Annotated in this window: 10 protein-coding genes and 3 pseudogenes; 9 read left to right on the forward strand and 4 right to left on the reverse strand. The window is 60.2% G+C overall.

Going from position 1 to position 13,767, the window contains the following annotated elements; genetic code table 11:
• The first annotated feature begins 91 nt into the window (after positions 1-91).
• The 4 genes from rlxS (at position 92) to NKI50_RS25570 (ending at position 5,070) form a co-directional block, all read left to right on the forward strand.
• Positions 92-2,062, forward strand: coding sequence for a relaxase/mobilization nuclease RlxS (gene rlxS / locus NKI50_RS25555; RefSeq protein WP_352717948.1), 1,971 nt, complete (start codon positions 92-94; stop codon positions 2,060-2,062).
• A gap of 1,048 nt (positions 2,063-3,110) precedes the next feature.
• Positions 3,111-3,368 carry a hypothetical protein gene (locus NKI50_RS30585; RefSeq protein ID WP_031194954.1) on the forward strand — a complete coding sequence of 86 codons (258 nt, stop codon included), beginning with the start codon at positions 3,111-3,113 and terminating at the stop codon, positions 3,366-3,368.
• 230 nt (positions 3,369-3,598) lie between these two features.
• Positions 3,599-3,721: a hypothetical protein gene (locus NKI50_RS25565; RefSeq protein WP_280940434.1), complete on the forward strand. Its 123-nt coding sequence runs from the start codon at positions 3,599-3,601 to the stop codon at positions 3,719-3,721.
• An 830-nt stretch (positions 3,722-4,551) separates the two neighbouring features.
• Positions 4,552-5,070: an acyltransferase family protein gene (locus tag NKI50_RS25570; RefSeq protein ID WP_352717995.1), complete on the forward strand. Its 519-nt coding sequence runs from the start codon at positions 4,552-4,554 to the stop codon at positions 5,068-5,070.
• A 350-nt stretch (positions 5,071-5,420) separates the two neighbouring features.
• On the opposite strand, the pseudogene NKI50_RS25575 reads toward NKI50_RS25570, so the two are convergent.
• Both NKI50_RS25575 and NKI50_RS25580 read right to left on the reverse strand, forming a co-directional pair.
• Positions 5,421-5,657: pseudogene (locus NKI50_RS25575) on the reverse strand (hypothetical protein); the annotation flags it as partial.
• A gap of 546 nt (positions 5,658-6,203) precedes the next feature.
• Positions 6,204-7,850, reverse strand: coding sequence for an MFS transporter (locus NKI50_RS25580; RefSeq protein WP_031194952.1), 1,647 nt, complete (start codon positions 7,848-7,850; stop codon positions 6,204-6,206).
• A 478-nt stretch (positions 7,851-8,328) separates the two neighbouring features.
• Here NKI50_RS25580 and NKI50_RS25585 point away from each other — a divergent pair.
• Positions 8,329-9,350: pseudogene (locus NKI50_RS25585) on the forward strand (class I tRNA ligase family protein); the annotation flags it as partial.
• A gap of 198 nt (positions 9,351-9,548) precedes the next feature.
• Here NKI50_RS25585 and NKI50_RS25590 read toward each other — a convergent pair.
• On the reverse strand, positions 9,549-10,694 hold the full coding sequence (locus NKI50_RS25590) for a trans-sulfuration enzyme family protein (RefSeq protein WP_352717950.1): 1,146 nt from the start codon (positions 10,692-10,694) through the stop codon (positions 9,549-9,551).
• A 92-nt stretch (positions 10,695-10,786) separates the two neighbouring features.
• On the opposite strand from NKI50_RS25590, the gene NKI50_RS25595 reads away from it, so the two are divergent.
• The 3 genes from NKI50_RS25595 to NKI50_RS25605 are packed head-to-tail and all read left to right on the forward strand — an operon-like array spanning position 10,787 to position 12,121.
• The gene (locus tag NKI50_RS25595; RefSeq protein ID WP_023722008.1) at positions 10,787-11,449 is read left to right on the forward strand and encodes a helix-turn-helix domain-containing protein; all 663 of its coding nucleotides are present in this window, start codon (positions 10,787-10,789) and stop codon (positions 11,447-11,449) included.
• Between the two features lie 31 nt (positions 11,450-11,480).
• Complete coding sequence (locus NKI50_RS25600; protein WP_352717952.1) at positions 11,481-11,939, forward strand: FMN-binding negative transcriptional regulator; 459 nt, start codon at positions 11,481-11,483, stop codon at positions 11,937-11,939.
• Positions 11,936-12,121 carry a hypothetical protein gene (locus tag NKI50_RS25605; protein ID WP_023722005.1) on the forward strand — a complete coding sequence of 62 codons (186 nt, stop codon included), beginning with the start codon at positions 11,936-11,938 and terminating at the stop codon, positions 12,119-12,121. The genes NKI50_RS25600 and NKI50_RS25605 overlap by 4 nt, the downstream gene beginning before the upstream one ends.
• Positions 12,122-12,705: 584 nt before the next feature.
• Here the strand turns inward: NKI50_RS25605 and NKI50_RS25610 are convergent.
• Positions 12,706-13,140: a hypothetical protein gene (locus NKI50_RS25610; protein WP_023722004.1), complete on the reverse strand. Its 435-nt coding sequence runs from the start codon at positions 13,138-13,140 to the stop codon at positions 12,706-12,708.
• A gap of 305 nt (positions 13,141-13,445) precedes the next feature.
• Here NKI50_RS25610 and NKI50_RS25615 point away from each other — a divergent pair.
• Positions 13,446-13,662, forward strand: a pseudogene (locus NKI50_RS25615) (transposase); the annotation flags it as partial.
• Positions 13,663-13,767 lie beyond the last annotated feature (105 nt).

Raw genomic sequence — 13,767 nt, forward strand, 5'->3', positions numbered from 1 at the left:
TGCACATCGTTTTTCATGGAGGCTGCCTTCAGCGTCAGGAGAGCTTCTGCCGACAAAGCTTTGATTCTGCTCAAGATTGCTAGGAGGCTCAATGCAGGATGAAGAGTTCAAGCCGAGCCTGGGCAAAATCGGATCGCGCGGCTCGAAGGCAGGCAAGCGTTTCGCCGGCCAGATCCGCGCCGCGATCAACCGAGCCGGCGGCGGCAGCGGTCGCCGTGGCCGCTTCATCGGAAGCCGGGCGGGGCGCGGCGGGGCTGCTGCCGCCGTTCTCAGAGCGCGCGACCCCCACGCGGCGTTTCGGCAGCGGCGCACCGTCGTCAAGGCGCGTATCGTCAAGCTGGCCGGCAAGGGTGTTGACGGGGCACGTGCACACCTTCGCTACCTCCAGCGCGACGGCGTCACCCGCGAAGGCGAGCCTGGCGAGCTCTATAGCGCCGACAGCGACCGCGTTGATGGCAAGGCCTTCATCGATCGTGCCGATGGCGACCGGCATCAGTTCCGCTTCATCGTCGCCCCTGAAGACGGCATCGAGTATGACGACGTCAAGCCGCTCACGCGGCGCCTCATGGCGCAGATGCAAGAAGACCTCGGCACAAAGCTCGACTGGGTCGCTGTCGATCATTTCAACACTGGTCATCCGCATACCCATATTATCGTCCGCGGCAGGGACGACCGCGGCGAAAATCTTGTCATCGCGCGAGACTACATCTCGTCTGGAATCCGTGAACGGGCGGCCGAGCTGGTCAGCCTCGACCTTGGCCCGAGAACGGACCGCGAGATCGAGCAACGCCTGCGCCAGGAAATGGAGCGGGAACGCTTCACCAGCATCGATCGGCAGCTGCTCCGCATCCGCGACCATGAGGGGCATGTCTCACCGGCCCGCCGAAACACGTTTCGCCAGACGCTGCACCAGGGCCGCCTGCGCAAGCTCGAGCGGATGGGTCTGGCTGAGGAAATCGGCTCGGGCCGCTGGCGCCTTGATGGCGAGCTTGAAGCGACGCTGCGCCGCACAGGCGAGCGGGGCGACATCATCAAGACCATGCACCGCGAACTGACCGGCAAGGGGCTCGCCCGCAGTGCCGCCGACTATGTTGTCCATGATCGATCTGCAGAGCAGATGCAGCCTGTCGTCGGCCGCATCGTTGCGCGCGGCCTGGCCGACGAAATCACTGACCGCCATTACCTCGTCGTCGACGGCGTGGACGGCAAAAGCCACTATGTTGATATCGGCAAAGGCGAGGCCACCCAACCGACGCCAGAGGGCTGCATAGTGCGGGTCACGCCGAGGGACACCGGGCCAAGGCAAGTCGACCGCACAATTGCCGAGATCGCCACGGCCCATGACGGGCGCTACAGCATCGATATCCATCTCAAGCATGACCCGTCGGCCACCGAACGCTTTGCCGAAACGCACGTGCGGCGACTGGAGGCGATCCGCCGGGCGACCGGTCGTGTCGAGCGCGAGCCGGACGGCACCTGGATCGTCGCACCGGATCATCTCGACCGTGTGTCTGACTACGAGCGTCAGCGGGCCGGGGCCGAGCCTGTCACGGTTGACAAGCTCCCATCGACGCCGCTGGAACAACAAGTCAGCTTCGACGGCGCCACCTGGCTCGATCGAGAGCTGGTTTCCGACATACCGGAGGCCTTGCACAGCTCTGGTTTCGGCCGCGATGTCCGAGAGGCGCAAGGCCGCCGACGGCAGTGGCTGATTGCGCAAGGTCTTGCTCGGGAAGAGCAGGACCGGATCGTCTATCGCGCCAACATGCTTTCGATGCTGCGCCAACGCGAGTTGAACCGCGTGGCCGGCCAGTTGTCGAACGAACTCGGTCTGCCCTATTCTGAAGCCCAGAGTGGAGATCGAATAGAAGGCACGCTCCGCCGCTCCGTCGAGCTCGCCGGCGGAAAATACGCTGTCATCGAGAAATCGCGCGAGTTCACGCTGGTGCCATGGCGGCCGGTGCTTGAGCATCATATCGGCAAGGAGGTTTCCGGCGTCGTGCGTGCAGAGGGGATTTCATGGACCATCGGCCGGCAGAGAAGCGGACCAAGCATTTCGTGACATGGCTACACAACTTCTTTTGCCCGCGTTGAAACAGGTACTCAGTCCGGACGGAGTTCGCCTGCTAATTGCCCGCGGCATTTGATCTCGCGAGGGATAAATGGCTGGTCGTGCAAGACTTATCGTTCGCTCTACAAAAAGCGCCGCGATGATTCATCGTGTTCCATGATTCTGAGCCAAAACCCTCCTGCGCCACCACGGCACTCTTCCCGGTGCCACGGAAGCCGCGCCGACGCGGCGGTGCCGGCCTGGTTGCGCAGGGCTGCCCCCGACCCAAACAGTTGCGGCGCATTGAGGACATTGCAATCACTGACGGTGCGGCCATCGGCGCGCTCGATGAGATGGTCCGCCAGCTAGAGAGGTGGGCTGGCGCCTGGTGACAGCGCCTAGGGCTTTCGGCGGCCGTGGTACGGCGAAGCAGGCTCGCGGCGTCGAGGATGAAGCCGCACTTCGCGATGTTCTTCTGCTCACACGACCGGGAGACAAGGTCGACCCGCGGGCCGGATGCTGTTGACCGGGCGTGAACTGGCAGCCCATCCCGCTGAGGATCTTCTAACGGGAGAAACCTCGCTGCGGTGGGGAAGATTTCGGTCGTCGCCCGCGACGACGAGGCGGTCAGCGACCTGGCCAGACGAGCTTCGGCAGCTTTCGGCTGCGGCATGTTGACGTGCGCGATCATGGCCGCCGAATGAGATCGCTTCGAACGCACCGTCGGATGCTGGCTCGCCGACGCTTTACTGGCGCAGCGCCTGGGTGGGGCCATGCGGTGCCGCTACTGGGCACCGAGGCAGCTTTGGGCATGAGACCCGATCAATCGCGCCGGGCCGCGACGGTCATTGCGGCATCTGGAGTCGAGGCCGGGTCAGACCGGGGGAAAAAACTGCTCGTCGCGTAGGAGCCCCCGCGTTGCGCGCCGTCGATCTTTCCGCCCAACTCGGCGCCGCGCGGACCGGGGCTTGCCATTGCCCCGAAACTGAGGCCAAGGCGACGGACCCGCCCTGCGTATACCGACGCCCGCCGCGCCGCCGTCGGCGGAAACGAGCGAGCCGTGGGCCTCACACAATCTGAGGTGCTGGTGACGATGTGCATCGCCTACTTCCATCCGCACTCCTACCCACGAGCTCACCCGTGCGCCCGCGGTGCTGCGAACCCGCCGACGAATATTTGGCAGAAGCCGGAGTGGGCGCTCAGCCGCGACGATTTTTTTGGCCTTGACCGGGCCGGGCGGCGCGACCCGAGCGTCGGGACAAAAAGCCGGGAAGGGGAGGGCACCAGCCCGGTTGAAGCCAAGGGCATGATGATGTGAGGACGATCTGCTGGCAAGAATTTGCGGAGATCGATGCTGTCCTGGCGCGCTCGTCGAAGATTCTGAGCGGCGCCGACGTGGCTGCTCGAGGGAGAACAGTTCACTGCGTGACCGGCCGGACCTGATTGCGATCTCGATTGGAATAAAGAAGACGACGGGCCGAATGGCAGGATTGATCGCCAAGATGCGCGATCTGCCGGCTGTCCTGCGCGCGTGCGGGAGTCGCCACCATGAACTTTACGACAAAATTGCCGGCACAGGCCGATTTCAAGAAGGTGTTGCTCGATGCCATCAGGAGGCGATCGCACGCAGCGCAAGGGCGGATGCTGGCCAAGCTGACCGGCGCGTCGTGAGATGTTGCCCGTCGGATGGTGACGCTTTAGATCAGGCGGATCTCCACCCAGTCGCCGCGCAGGTCGAACCCAGCGATTTTGTGGCACGCGCTCGAAAGGTGCTGCGCCGCGGGAATTGCCGCCTCATCCATGCACTGCAAGAGTCGCGAAAGGACGGTGACCCCCGAAGCAAAGTCCTATCCGTGGGCAGTCACGTGCCTGATGCGCATGTATTCATCGTGCGCATGCTTTCCATAAACACAATCGATTTTACCGACCAAAGAGAATAGCGGATACCATCCGTTTTCTTGAGGAAGGCTTATGGACCGACCGGCGCCGCTTGACCATTCGAAACCAATCGAAGTTGGCCGGCGCGAGCCTGAGTTCCGGTTGATCCACATTCCAGGCGGCGGCACTGCCGCTATTTAGGCGATGAGGACGAAGTTCAATGGAAATATTGCGGCCTTCTAGCCCAGAACAGGCCTGTTCCGCTTGTGTCGTGCTGCGGCCCTCCATCCTCTCCATTACCGGCTGGATTGGGATGCGACAATCCAGAATGGGATCCGAAGATGCCCTGCGTGAACCACTCTAGAAGCAAAGTGGGAGCAGTAACGGCAGGATATCGGCTGGAGGTCTGATGCTTAATCACAAAACAGTCGGTTCGAAGGGGCGAGACTCGCGCCCAGAAGCGGCAAAGGCCCGAGACCTAAGCTTCGATTTCGCCAAAGGCGTACTCATTATCTTGGTGATAGTTGGGCATCTATTGCAATATGTTGTCTATCGAGGCACTGACGCCTTTTGGCTGTCGCCCATATTTTAAGTCAATCTACATGTTTCATATGCCTCTCTTTATGGCGATAAGTGGATATCTTTCTTCGGGAGCGATTCTGCGCAAATCGTTCCATCAAGGCGTCAGTGATCGAGCAATGCAACTAGTATTGCCCATGCTTTTTTGGTGTGCGTTGATTTGGATATCGAAGGCCGCCGTAATGTCTTCGGCGAACAGTTTAACCAGTGGAATGTTGGATTTTTTTAGGGAGTTCATTGGCACATACTGGTTCATCTGGGCAGCTTTCGCGTCCTTCGTCCTTATTAAGTTGCTCACGACTTTCAATGGCTCGTCGGTGTGGATCATAGGCGCATCTGCAATTGCGATCGCATTCGCGCCCGTCCCGTGGTCAATAACCCCGTTGGTACGATACGCATACCCATTCTTTTGTTTGGGGTTCTTGTTTGCGCAGCCGATCGGATGGCAGCAGCTAGCATCAGGCGCTACAAGGCTATTTTTGTGGTGTTACTTTCTATGGCTGAGTTCATGTGCTTTCTTGCTTGGGGAAAGGAGACGTACGTCTACAACAATCTCGTTTTGATCTGCGATGCACAGTCGGCAAAACAAGTGTTGCTGATGTTCGCTGGCTCGGTAGCAACTTCTGCAGTGGCGATGCAGCTTATATTCCTATGCTGGAGAGTTGGCTATTCAACTCGCGTAGCTCGCTTTGTCGCGGTGGAGCTTGGTCAGAGCACACTGCTGCTTTACCTGCTTCAGGGTGCCGTGTTTCGCTTCATGGATCTAATACCGTTCGGAGAGCTTTGGGATCTCACGAGCAGAATCGAGTTCGCCACTTTGCTTGGTGCGGCGATTGTTGTCACAGCGATGACAATTCGCAGGATTGTGCGCCACCTTGGATATGTGTCGCGGAGCTATGCATAATTTATGATGTGACTGCCGACAGTTGGCATTGAAATCATTGGCGAGCCATGCCGGCGTGGCGTTCCCCTCACGGATCACTTGATCCGCCGCCCGAAGTAAGGCGTGCCTGTAGGCCGGGATCGGTCCCGAATGCTCGTAGGACGGCAATTCGCTCGGGAGCCCGATCAGATTTGAAGCTCCGCGACCGTCTGGCGCCGAGCGCAGCCAATAGAAGCGCTTCTGACCAATCGTCGCGTTCATCTCCAGGAAGCCCGCCTAGCAGGTTGTGACCACTGCTGTGGCAATGCAGCAGTCCTGGATGGCTGCATCAAATAATGCCCCGGGTGCGCTTCCACCGCACCACCGGGACCTTCGCTGCAGCTAAACGCAGAAAATTCAGGCGCGTGCTGAAGCATCGTGAAAAATTCATGGATTATGTCAGCTGATAAAATGACCCGATCCAATTTCAGTCGATCAATCAGCGCCCTTCGTCGGGGCTGTCGGTCCGCATCGCGCCTGACGGCGGCGCTATGCTGGTGCCCCTACGGCCGCCCTGTTGAACCGCTTTCTCCAGCACCGAACCGCTCGCCGCGATGCAGGGGGACAGGCGACCTGAACCCCTGCCCAAGCCGATCTGATGCCAGAGGCGGTGGGGCTGGACATGGGCCCGTGGTGGACATACGTGCCACACAAATCCTCATGCTCGCCTAACCGGCCGCAACGTATGGCGATCCGGGCAGACCCGACGAAAGAAGGAGTAGGTCTCGGCCATTCCCGTGTCCGAACCCGAACCCAGAAAAGTTACTGGTTTCCTTACGGGCGCGATACAAAGGGGACAGGCTGGACTTGGCTGCCGGGGGCGGGGCTTGTCGACCGCTCGATCGAAAGTGAGAGACGAGGAGGAGAATCACCGACCTGCAGAGCGGCAAGGCGCTCGCCTACCTCCCTGTCAGTCACCGTTAGCCGATGGTTTAGACGAAGATAGTCCGTCCATGTCGGCGTGCGGAATGTCTCGGTCCAAAGAGTCGAGTTCTGAAGATCGCGCTGGAGGGTCCAGTCCCGCGCACCGGCACGGCTCTGTACGCGCCGCCTTTCGCGCATGCAGCTCAGAAATTCCTCGATATTCTCCTCCGGTATCGAGTACTCCACCTTGATCACGATCGGGCCGCTCCTGGGCTTCAAATCGAGGGCCAGTTCTGGTGGCCTGAAGTCGAAGGCCCCTTGATCCGATTCCTCCCATAGCCGTACCGGCAATAGCTTTCCCACAGCTGCAACCAGCAACAGCGCCGCTGCAGCACCTTCCAAAGCCCACGTCAGGGAATAGTACTGCGCGACAGCACCCCAGATCCAGCTGCCCGCTGCCATGCCGCCGTAGGTCAGGGCGTAATAGATCGACAGGGTGCGACCAACGACCCACCTTGGGCTTGCCAACTGCACACACACGTCGGTTCCGGTCCAGGTGACAACCCAGCCTGCGCCAGCGATTGCAAGCGCGATCGCTGCTACAGCCACCGATGATGTGAGAGCCAGTAAAAGGCAACACGTTGCGCAAGCAACGGACGCGAGCGTGATCAATCGATTTTGGGACGTGATGCGTCTCAAGTAGCTATTGCCAATGCCCGCGATGAAGGCGCCTGTGCCGAAGCCGGCCAACAGGACGCCGTAAACAATTGGCCCCCCCGCCAGTTGGTCGCGAACTAGGAGGGGGAGCAGAGCAAGGATCGAGATGCTTGACAGCCCGAACAGGGTTGCACGCACGATCGCCACTCTGATCTCCGAGGAGATTGCCGTGAAGCGCATGCCATCATGAATGGCCGTCGTCATCCGCTCGCGCGGAAGAGGCGAAGAGCGAACTTGCCACTTGGAGCGCAGCACAGCGCTCAACGGGACCAGGTCGGTCAGCGCAGCGAAGGCGAAAGCCGTAAGGGGGCCCAGCAAAGCCAAAATTACACCGCCCAGCGCCGGTCCTATGCTCCGAACCACGTTGTACCCCACCGACATCAGCGTCACTGCAGCGGGTATGTCGCGCTTTTCCAGGATGTCGCCGACCGAGGCGTGCCAGGCTGGATCATTCAAGGCAAAGCCGCATCCCGCCAAGAAACTCAGTCCCAAGATCAGCCATGGACTGACAAAGCCCAGTCCAACAGAGAGAGCCAGCGCCGTGGATGCCAGTGCGATCAGGCAATGTCCGGCAAGCATCACGCCGCGGCGGCTGAAGCTGTCTGCAATCGCTCCAGCAAGGATCGACAAGAAGAAGGCGGGCAGTGTCGATGCAGCCTGCACGAGCGCAACCATCAGATCGGAGGCTGAAATCGTTGCCATAAGCCAGCTTATAGCCACGCTCTGCACCAGCCAGCCAAGGCTGGATATCTGCGTGGCTGTCCAGATCGAACGAAAGACCGGATTCTGAAGAGGAATCAGTGTGTTTGCTGCAAAGGGCGGGGAATCTTGACGCCGCATGACTTCTCACCTCCACCACGTAGTTCTTTCGCTCACTCACTTGCTGACAGCGGTGCGCTTACGCACAGCTGCGTCACAACCAAGTTCCGATATCGCGCTCGCAACAAAGTAAACAAAGTAGATGTCGCATCCACGGTGCTGATGCGCGATGAGTGTGCCAGTTGGGCGTCAGCTGGTCTGGGTCGCGCAGCCCGATGGGGTGCGGTCTGCCCTGCGACTCTTGGCCTTGTACGGTGCTACCGCCCCGATGGCCGGGTTGTCAAACTGCCACGGTGCTAGCAGCGCCCATCGATCCTGACAGGCATGAGCATACGACGCAGCGCATCGCTGGTATCGGAGGCGGGTGCAAGATCAAGGGTGGCATCGTCTTGACAAGCACGAGCTGGTGGACGCCTTTGCCCGACCTATCTCATCGGCGATTTATGGGGCCGCCGTTCAACTCGTTGGTCTATGCACAAAAAAACATAATACGCTTGAAAAGACGTTTCGGGCCGGTGCCGGGGCCGAGGAAGGGGCTGAAGCCTTCACCATCGTCATCCCGCCGCCGAACGTCACCGGCTCGCTGCATATGGGCCACGCGCTCAACAACACGCTGCAGGACATTCTGGTGCGCTTCGAGCGCATGCGCGGCAAGAACGTTCTTTGGCAACCAGGCATGGACCATGCCGGCATCGCCACGCAGATGGTGGTCGAGCGCCAGCTTATAGAAAAGCAGATTCACCGCCGCGACCTGACGCGCGATGAGTTCATCGACAAGGTGTGGGAATGGAAGGCAGAATCCGGCGGCGCCATCCTCAACCAGCTGAAGCGGCTCGGGGCCTCGGCCGACTGGAGCGGAGAACGTTTCACCATGGACGAGGGCCTATCCAAGGCGGTGCTCGAAGTGTTCGTGACGCTCTACAAGGAAGGGCTGATCTACAAGGACAAGCGCTTGTCAACTGGGACCCGAAGCTCTTGACCGCGATTTCCGACCTGGAGGTCGAACAGCAGGAGGTCAACGGCAACCTCTGGCATTTCCGCTACCCCGTCGAGGGCGAGGTTTTCGATCCGGAAAATCCTAAAACGTTCATCACCATGGCGACGACACGCCCCGAGACGATGCTGGGCGATACGGCGGTGGCGGTGCATCCCGACGACGAGCGTTTCCGGCATCTTGTCGGCAAGAACCTCATCCTGCCGATCGTCGGCCGCAAGATCCCGGTGGTGGCGGACGAGTATTCCGATCCCGAAAAAGGCAGCGGTGCGGTCAAGATCACGCCGGCGCATGACTTCAACGATTTCGAGGTCGGCAAGCGCCACCGGCTGCCGGCGGTCAACATCCTCACCGTCAATGCGGCGGTGAGCCTCAAGGACAATGAGGACTTTCTGGCCGGACTGGAGGTGACGCCGTAGCGCCATGCGGTCCGGGACGAGCTCGACGGTCTCGACCGTTTCGTCGCGCGCAAGAAGATCGCCGAGCTGATGCAGACCGGCGGTTTCCTCGAAAAGGTCGAGCCGCATCGCCAGACCTGAAGCGGCGGTTACGGCGATCCTGAACAAGGTGCGGTCTCTCCGCGCCAACGCATCCGACACGGAGATTTTCGATCGAAATCTAAGCATGGTCGAAGATGCTTTGCCTGATCTAGGCGCCCAACCGTAGCAGGCCGCATTGCTGCGCCAGCCGCCACGTAAAGCGCTGCCAGAGTTCTTGCACCCGCGTCATTCGGCTGCCGCTTTGAAGGTTCCGCCTAGGGCCTGCATCAGATCATCGACAATGTCCTGAGGATGCTCAAGTCCCACTGACATTCGCAGTAATCCGCCTGGCGCCTTGGACTTGGCACCCTCGACGGATGCGCGATGCTCAATCAGAGAGTGCGTCCCGCCAAGGCTTGTCGCCCGGGCAACAACCTCGAGGCGGCCGGCCACGGCCATCGCAGCATCGGCTCCGCCTTTGACGATAAAGGATAGCATCGCTCCGTAATGGCTCATTTGCCGCTTAGCGAGATCGTGTCCCGGATCATTTTGCAGGCCCGGAAAAAGTACTTTTTCGACACGCGGATGAGACGCCAAAGCCTCAGCAACCTTCTGCGCGCCTTCGCAATGCGCGCGCATGCGTACCGACAATGTCTGCAGGCCCCGCAATGCCAGCCAACAGTCGAATGGCGCTGCGACGCTGCCCTTGTGTCTCTGGACCATCCGCAGTGGGCGACCGAGGGGTGACGAGTGCGGGACAATGACGACGCCCGCCATCAAGTCCGAGTGGCCGCCGATGTACTTTGTCGCCGAGTGCATGACCGCGTCCGCCCCAACTTCGAGGGGCCGTTGAAGCACTGGAGTTGCCCACGTGTTGTCCACTACTGCCAAGGCGCCAGCCTCGTGCGCGATTTTGCAGATGGCCGAAATGTCGACAACGCGGATCATCGGGTTTGACGGCGTCTCAACCCAGACGAGGCCAGTCCGCTTCGATGTGACCGCGGCGCGCACGGCATCCAGATCGCGCATGTCGACGGCCGCAAAGTCGAAGCGAGACCCAATGTCGGTCTCGTCAATCAGCGAACGAATGCCGAAATACATGTCATCCGGCAGAACGATCCGACCCGTCGACGGATGGCTCTCAAAGACTGCAGCGATTGCAGCCATGCCCGACGCGAAGGCAATGCCATCTTCTCCGCCCTCGAGCGCGGCCATGGCCATTTCGAACGCGTTGCGTGTCGGATTTCCATCCCGGGTGTATTCGAATCCGGAAGGAAACGAGCCGTCGACGCTACGTTGGAACGTCGTGCTGGTGTTCAGCGGCAGGGACACCGCCCCCGTGGAAGCGTCGACAGCTCGGCCGCAATGGATCGCCTTTGTTTCAAAACGCATCGGTCATTTCCTCGCTAACGGGGCAGTTGCACAATTTCAGGCCGGTCATTATATTGACCGTAATAAGTGAGCCGAGGCACTAAGTCAATATAATGACCGATGTTACGACAGCGTTGGACCCCGAGCGGGTGCTTGGCCAAGCGATAGCGGTTCGGATCCGACAATTGAGGCGCGACCAAAACCTGACCCTGGATCGACTGGCAAAACTGAGCGGCTTATCCAAGGGAACCGTCGTCACGCTGGAGCAAGGCAAGGCGAACCCCAGCATCGGCATACTTTGCCGACTGGCGGCGGCGTTTTCGCTTTCGGTGGCCGATTTGTTGAATGACCATCCTTCCACAGTTCGCCTTCCTATTGAGCGGACAGAGACGAGGACGCTTTGGACAAGCGCTAAAGGAAGCTTTGCACAACTTCATTCATCGATCTCGGGACGAACGATGTTCGAACTGTGGAGCTGGGCCATTATGCCGGGCGACGTGTTTTCCGCAGATGCTCATAGTCCGGATACGCGCGAGCTGATCTCGGTGACTCAGGGGTCCCTAAGTGTCGTGGTGGGTACCCACGCAGTAATTTTGAGCCAAGGCGAGAGTGTGCGGCTTGTCACTGACCAACCGCACTCATACGCGGCGGCATCTGATCTGCCTGCCCACTTCTCGATGGCAGTCCTTGAGCGTGGTGGACAGCGAGATCCGGGGCCCTCTTCGCCGGCAACGAAGATGCCCGGGCCCGTTCCGCAAGACACCGCCGCTCGCTAACGACCGCCCATTCGCGACAGGAGATCCACCATTGTACGTTCCGCCCCATTTTGCCGTCCCCGATCGCAACACCCTGCTTGACCTAATCGAGAGACATCCGCTCGGTATCCTGGTCACCCACAGCAAAGGCACACTCGACGCGAACCACATTCCCTTCGAGCTTGACCGCTCGAAGGGAGACAAAGGCGTCCTCAATTGCCATGTTGCACGCAAAAATCGAGTCTGGGAGGAAGTTGCCAATGGCGATGAAGTCCTCGTTATCTTCCGTGCGGCCGACGCTTACATCTCGCCGAACTGGTATCCAAGCAAGCATGAATTCCATAAGCAGGTGCCGACATGGAACTATCTCGTCGTCCACGCCCACGGACGCATCACTGTCCGGGATGATGAGCGCCATGTGCGCCGCAACGTGGCGAAGCTCACTCACATGCATGAAGCCTCGCAGCCTGGCCCCGTGGAAGATGGGCGACGCGCCGAAGGACTTCATTGACACGATGGTTAAACGCGATCGTCGCCCTGGAAATCGAGATCACCGGCCTGGTTGGTAAATCAAAACTCAGCCAGAACAAAGAGGTGCGCGACATTCAGAACGCTGGTGAAATGCTGAATGCCCGAGGCGTCAATGGGATGGGAGAAGCGATGCTCGTGGCTGCGGCGGCCAAATCCCAATAGCATCTATCTTGTCCCGACAAGCCGCTGGTGCTGGATTTCCAAGGGGTGACCTTGAGAGACAAATGCTTCGGCTCGCCGGAAACGCGACCAGCACCTGACCACCCGCTATGCGGCAGATGGACAAGAACTCAGGCCGCCATCGCCAGCCAGATCCGCAATGCCGCCGGATCAATGGAAGCTGCTTACCCCGCCAGCCTTTCCGGTCACGTCGCCTGCGTCGTCAATACCTCGAACAGCAGCCTGGCGCTTAAACCGAGTTGCGTGTTCGGTATGGCGGCATAGCGGTTTCGAGATCGGAGCCGACTGGCAGCGAACGCCACGCCCCACGGTGGCGATGCCTCGCAGCCAGGTTGGATGACCAAGCAGCCGGGATGTTCAGCAGGCTTGCACCCGCTTCAGATGCGAGACGGGTCAGACGATCATCCTGCACAACGTCACGCGGCGGTGGGCCGGTTCCGAAAAGGGCCGGCCCCGGCCGTTCATACAAGTGGAGTTGGGGGCGCGGGGCCGGGTCAAGCCTATCGGGTCGGACCCGCCGGGACAGCGCGTACATCATCCTGGCAACGCCAGGCGCTCGTCCGGCGTCATGCGGGCTTCGGCTTGGCGCGCCGAATGTCTGGACCGGCATCGCGGAGCATGGCGCACCCCATGCTGCCCCTGGCCAGATCGCAAATGACGCACGGCTTGTTCGTAACCGTTCGGCCAAGGCCGCGGTGGCTATGATTTCGGGCGATGGTTTCTGCAGTAGGTTTGGGCGGTGCGTGGCCCGCAGCCCTGCGCTCGTCGACGATATGCCGAAGGTTGTTGATGCCGTCTTCGGTGAAGACGACGGTAGGTTCGCTTAATTCGGATGCGGGATAGTCGTCGTAGCGGCCTGGTGACGTCTCGTGGACGGATGGCCTCAGGACTTCTCGCGCGTCGGTACTTCTCGGCTTCTCGCCCGCAATCGCCATTGCCGCAATCCAGAGCAAGGTGGCTTTGGTCAGCTCCGGCGGATCAATACGGCTTAGGACGCGCATGTGTTTTTTAGCGGCCGGATGAGCGGCTCCAGAAGCGAAGTCGCTGCCATGACTGTCGCCGGAAGCCCCGGCTATGCCGAACCCTGATGAACATCTGACGCGATGGCGACTTTCGAGCCGTCACGCCACAAAGGAGGAACGGCTATGGAGGCTGGGCGGCGGCACTTTCATTCTCAGGCGCCGCTCTATGCCACCTGCCGGCCAAGCGCAGTTTGCACAAATCTTGAACCTCTCTTTGCGCGGCGGCAGGAGCTGCAATCGCACGTTCGGCCTCACGCAATGAAAGACCGGTCACGATTGCCATGATGCACAGGCTTGCCATGCGCTTCCGCTGCATTTTGCGGGGCCGTGAATTGGACAAGCTCGACCACCTGGATCGACGATGCCGTCAACGCCGGGCTCGTCGCCATCACGCGTTTCGCTCGGGTCCTACGCCGTGACATTGACGCCGTTCGCAATGCCATTGAATTTCCGTGGAGCAACGGCCAGGCGGAAAGGCAGATCAACCGCCTGAAGACGATCAACGATCACCACACAAAGTGAGGAAGAACCTCGTTAAGTGCAAAGCGACATTGCCTCGACAGCGGGTCCCGGAAGGTTTATGCTGCCCAGTGTTACCGCAATCCG

The sequence above is a fragment of the Mesorhizobium sp. M0563 genome, assembly GCF_040321065.1.
In the GTDB taxonomy this organism is placed as follows: domain Bacteria; phylum Pseudomonadota; class Alphaproteobacteria; order Rhizobiales; family Rhizobiaceae; genus Mesorhizobium.

Excerpts from the sequence above, each read along its gene's own strand:
- NKI50_RS25565 (WP_280940434.1), top strand. The coding sequence starts at position 3,599 with ATGAACTTTACGACAAAATTGCCGGCACAGGCCGATTTCAAGAAGGTG.
- NKI50_RS25590 (WP_352717950.1), bottom strand. The coding sequence starts at position 10,694 with ATGCGTTTTGAAACAAAGGCGATCCATTGCGGCCGAGCTGTCGACGCT.
- NKI50_RS25580 (WP_031194952.1), bottom strand. The coding sequence starts at position 7,850 with ATGCGGCGTCAAGATTCCCCGCCCTTTGCAGCAAACACACTGATTCCT.
- NKI50_RS25610 (WP_023722004.1), bottom strand. The coding sequence starts at position 13,140 with ATGCGCGTCCTAAGCCGTATTGATCCGCCGGAGCTGACCAAAGCCACC.
- NKI50_RS25595 (WP_023722008.1), top strand. The coding sequence starts at position 10,787 with ATGACCGATGTTACGACAGCGTTGGACCCCGAGCGGGTGCTTGGCCAA.
- rlxS (WP_352717948.1), top strand. The coding sequence starts at position 92 with ATGCAGGATGAAGAGTTCAAGCCGAGCCTGGGCAAAATCGGATCGCGC.
- NKI50_RS25570 (WP_352717995.1), top strand. The coding sequence starts at position 4,552 with ATGGCGATAAGTGGATATCTTTCTTCGGGAGCGATTCTGCGCAAATCG.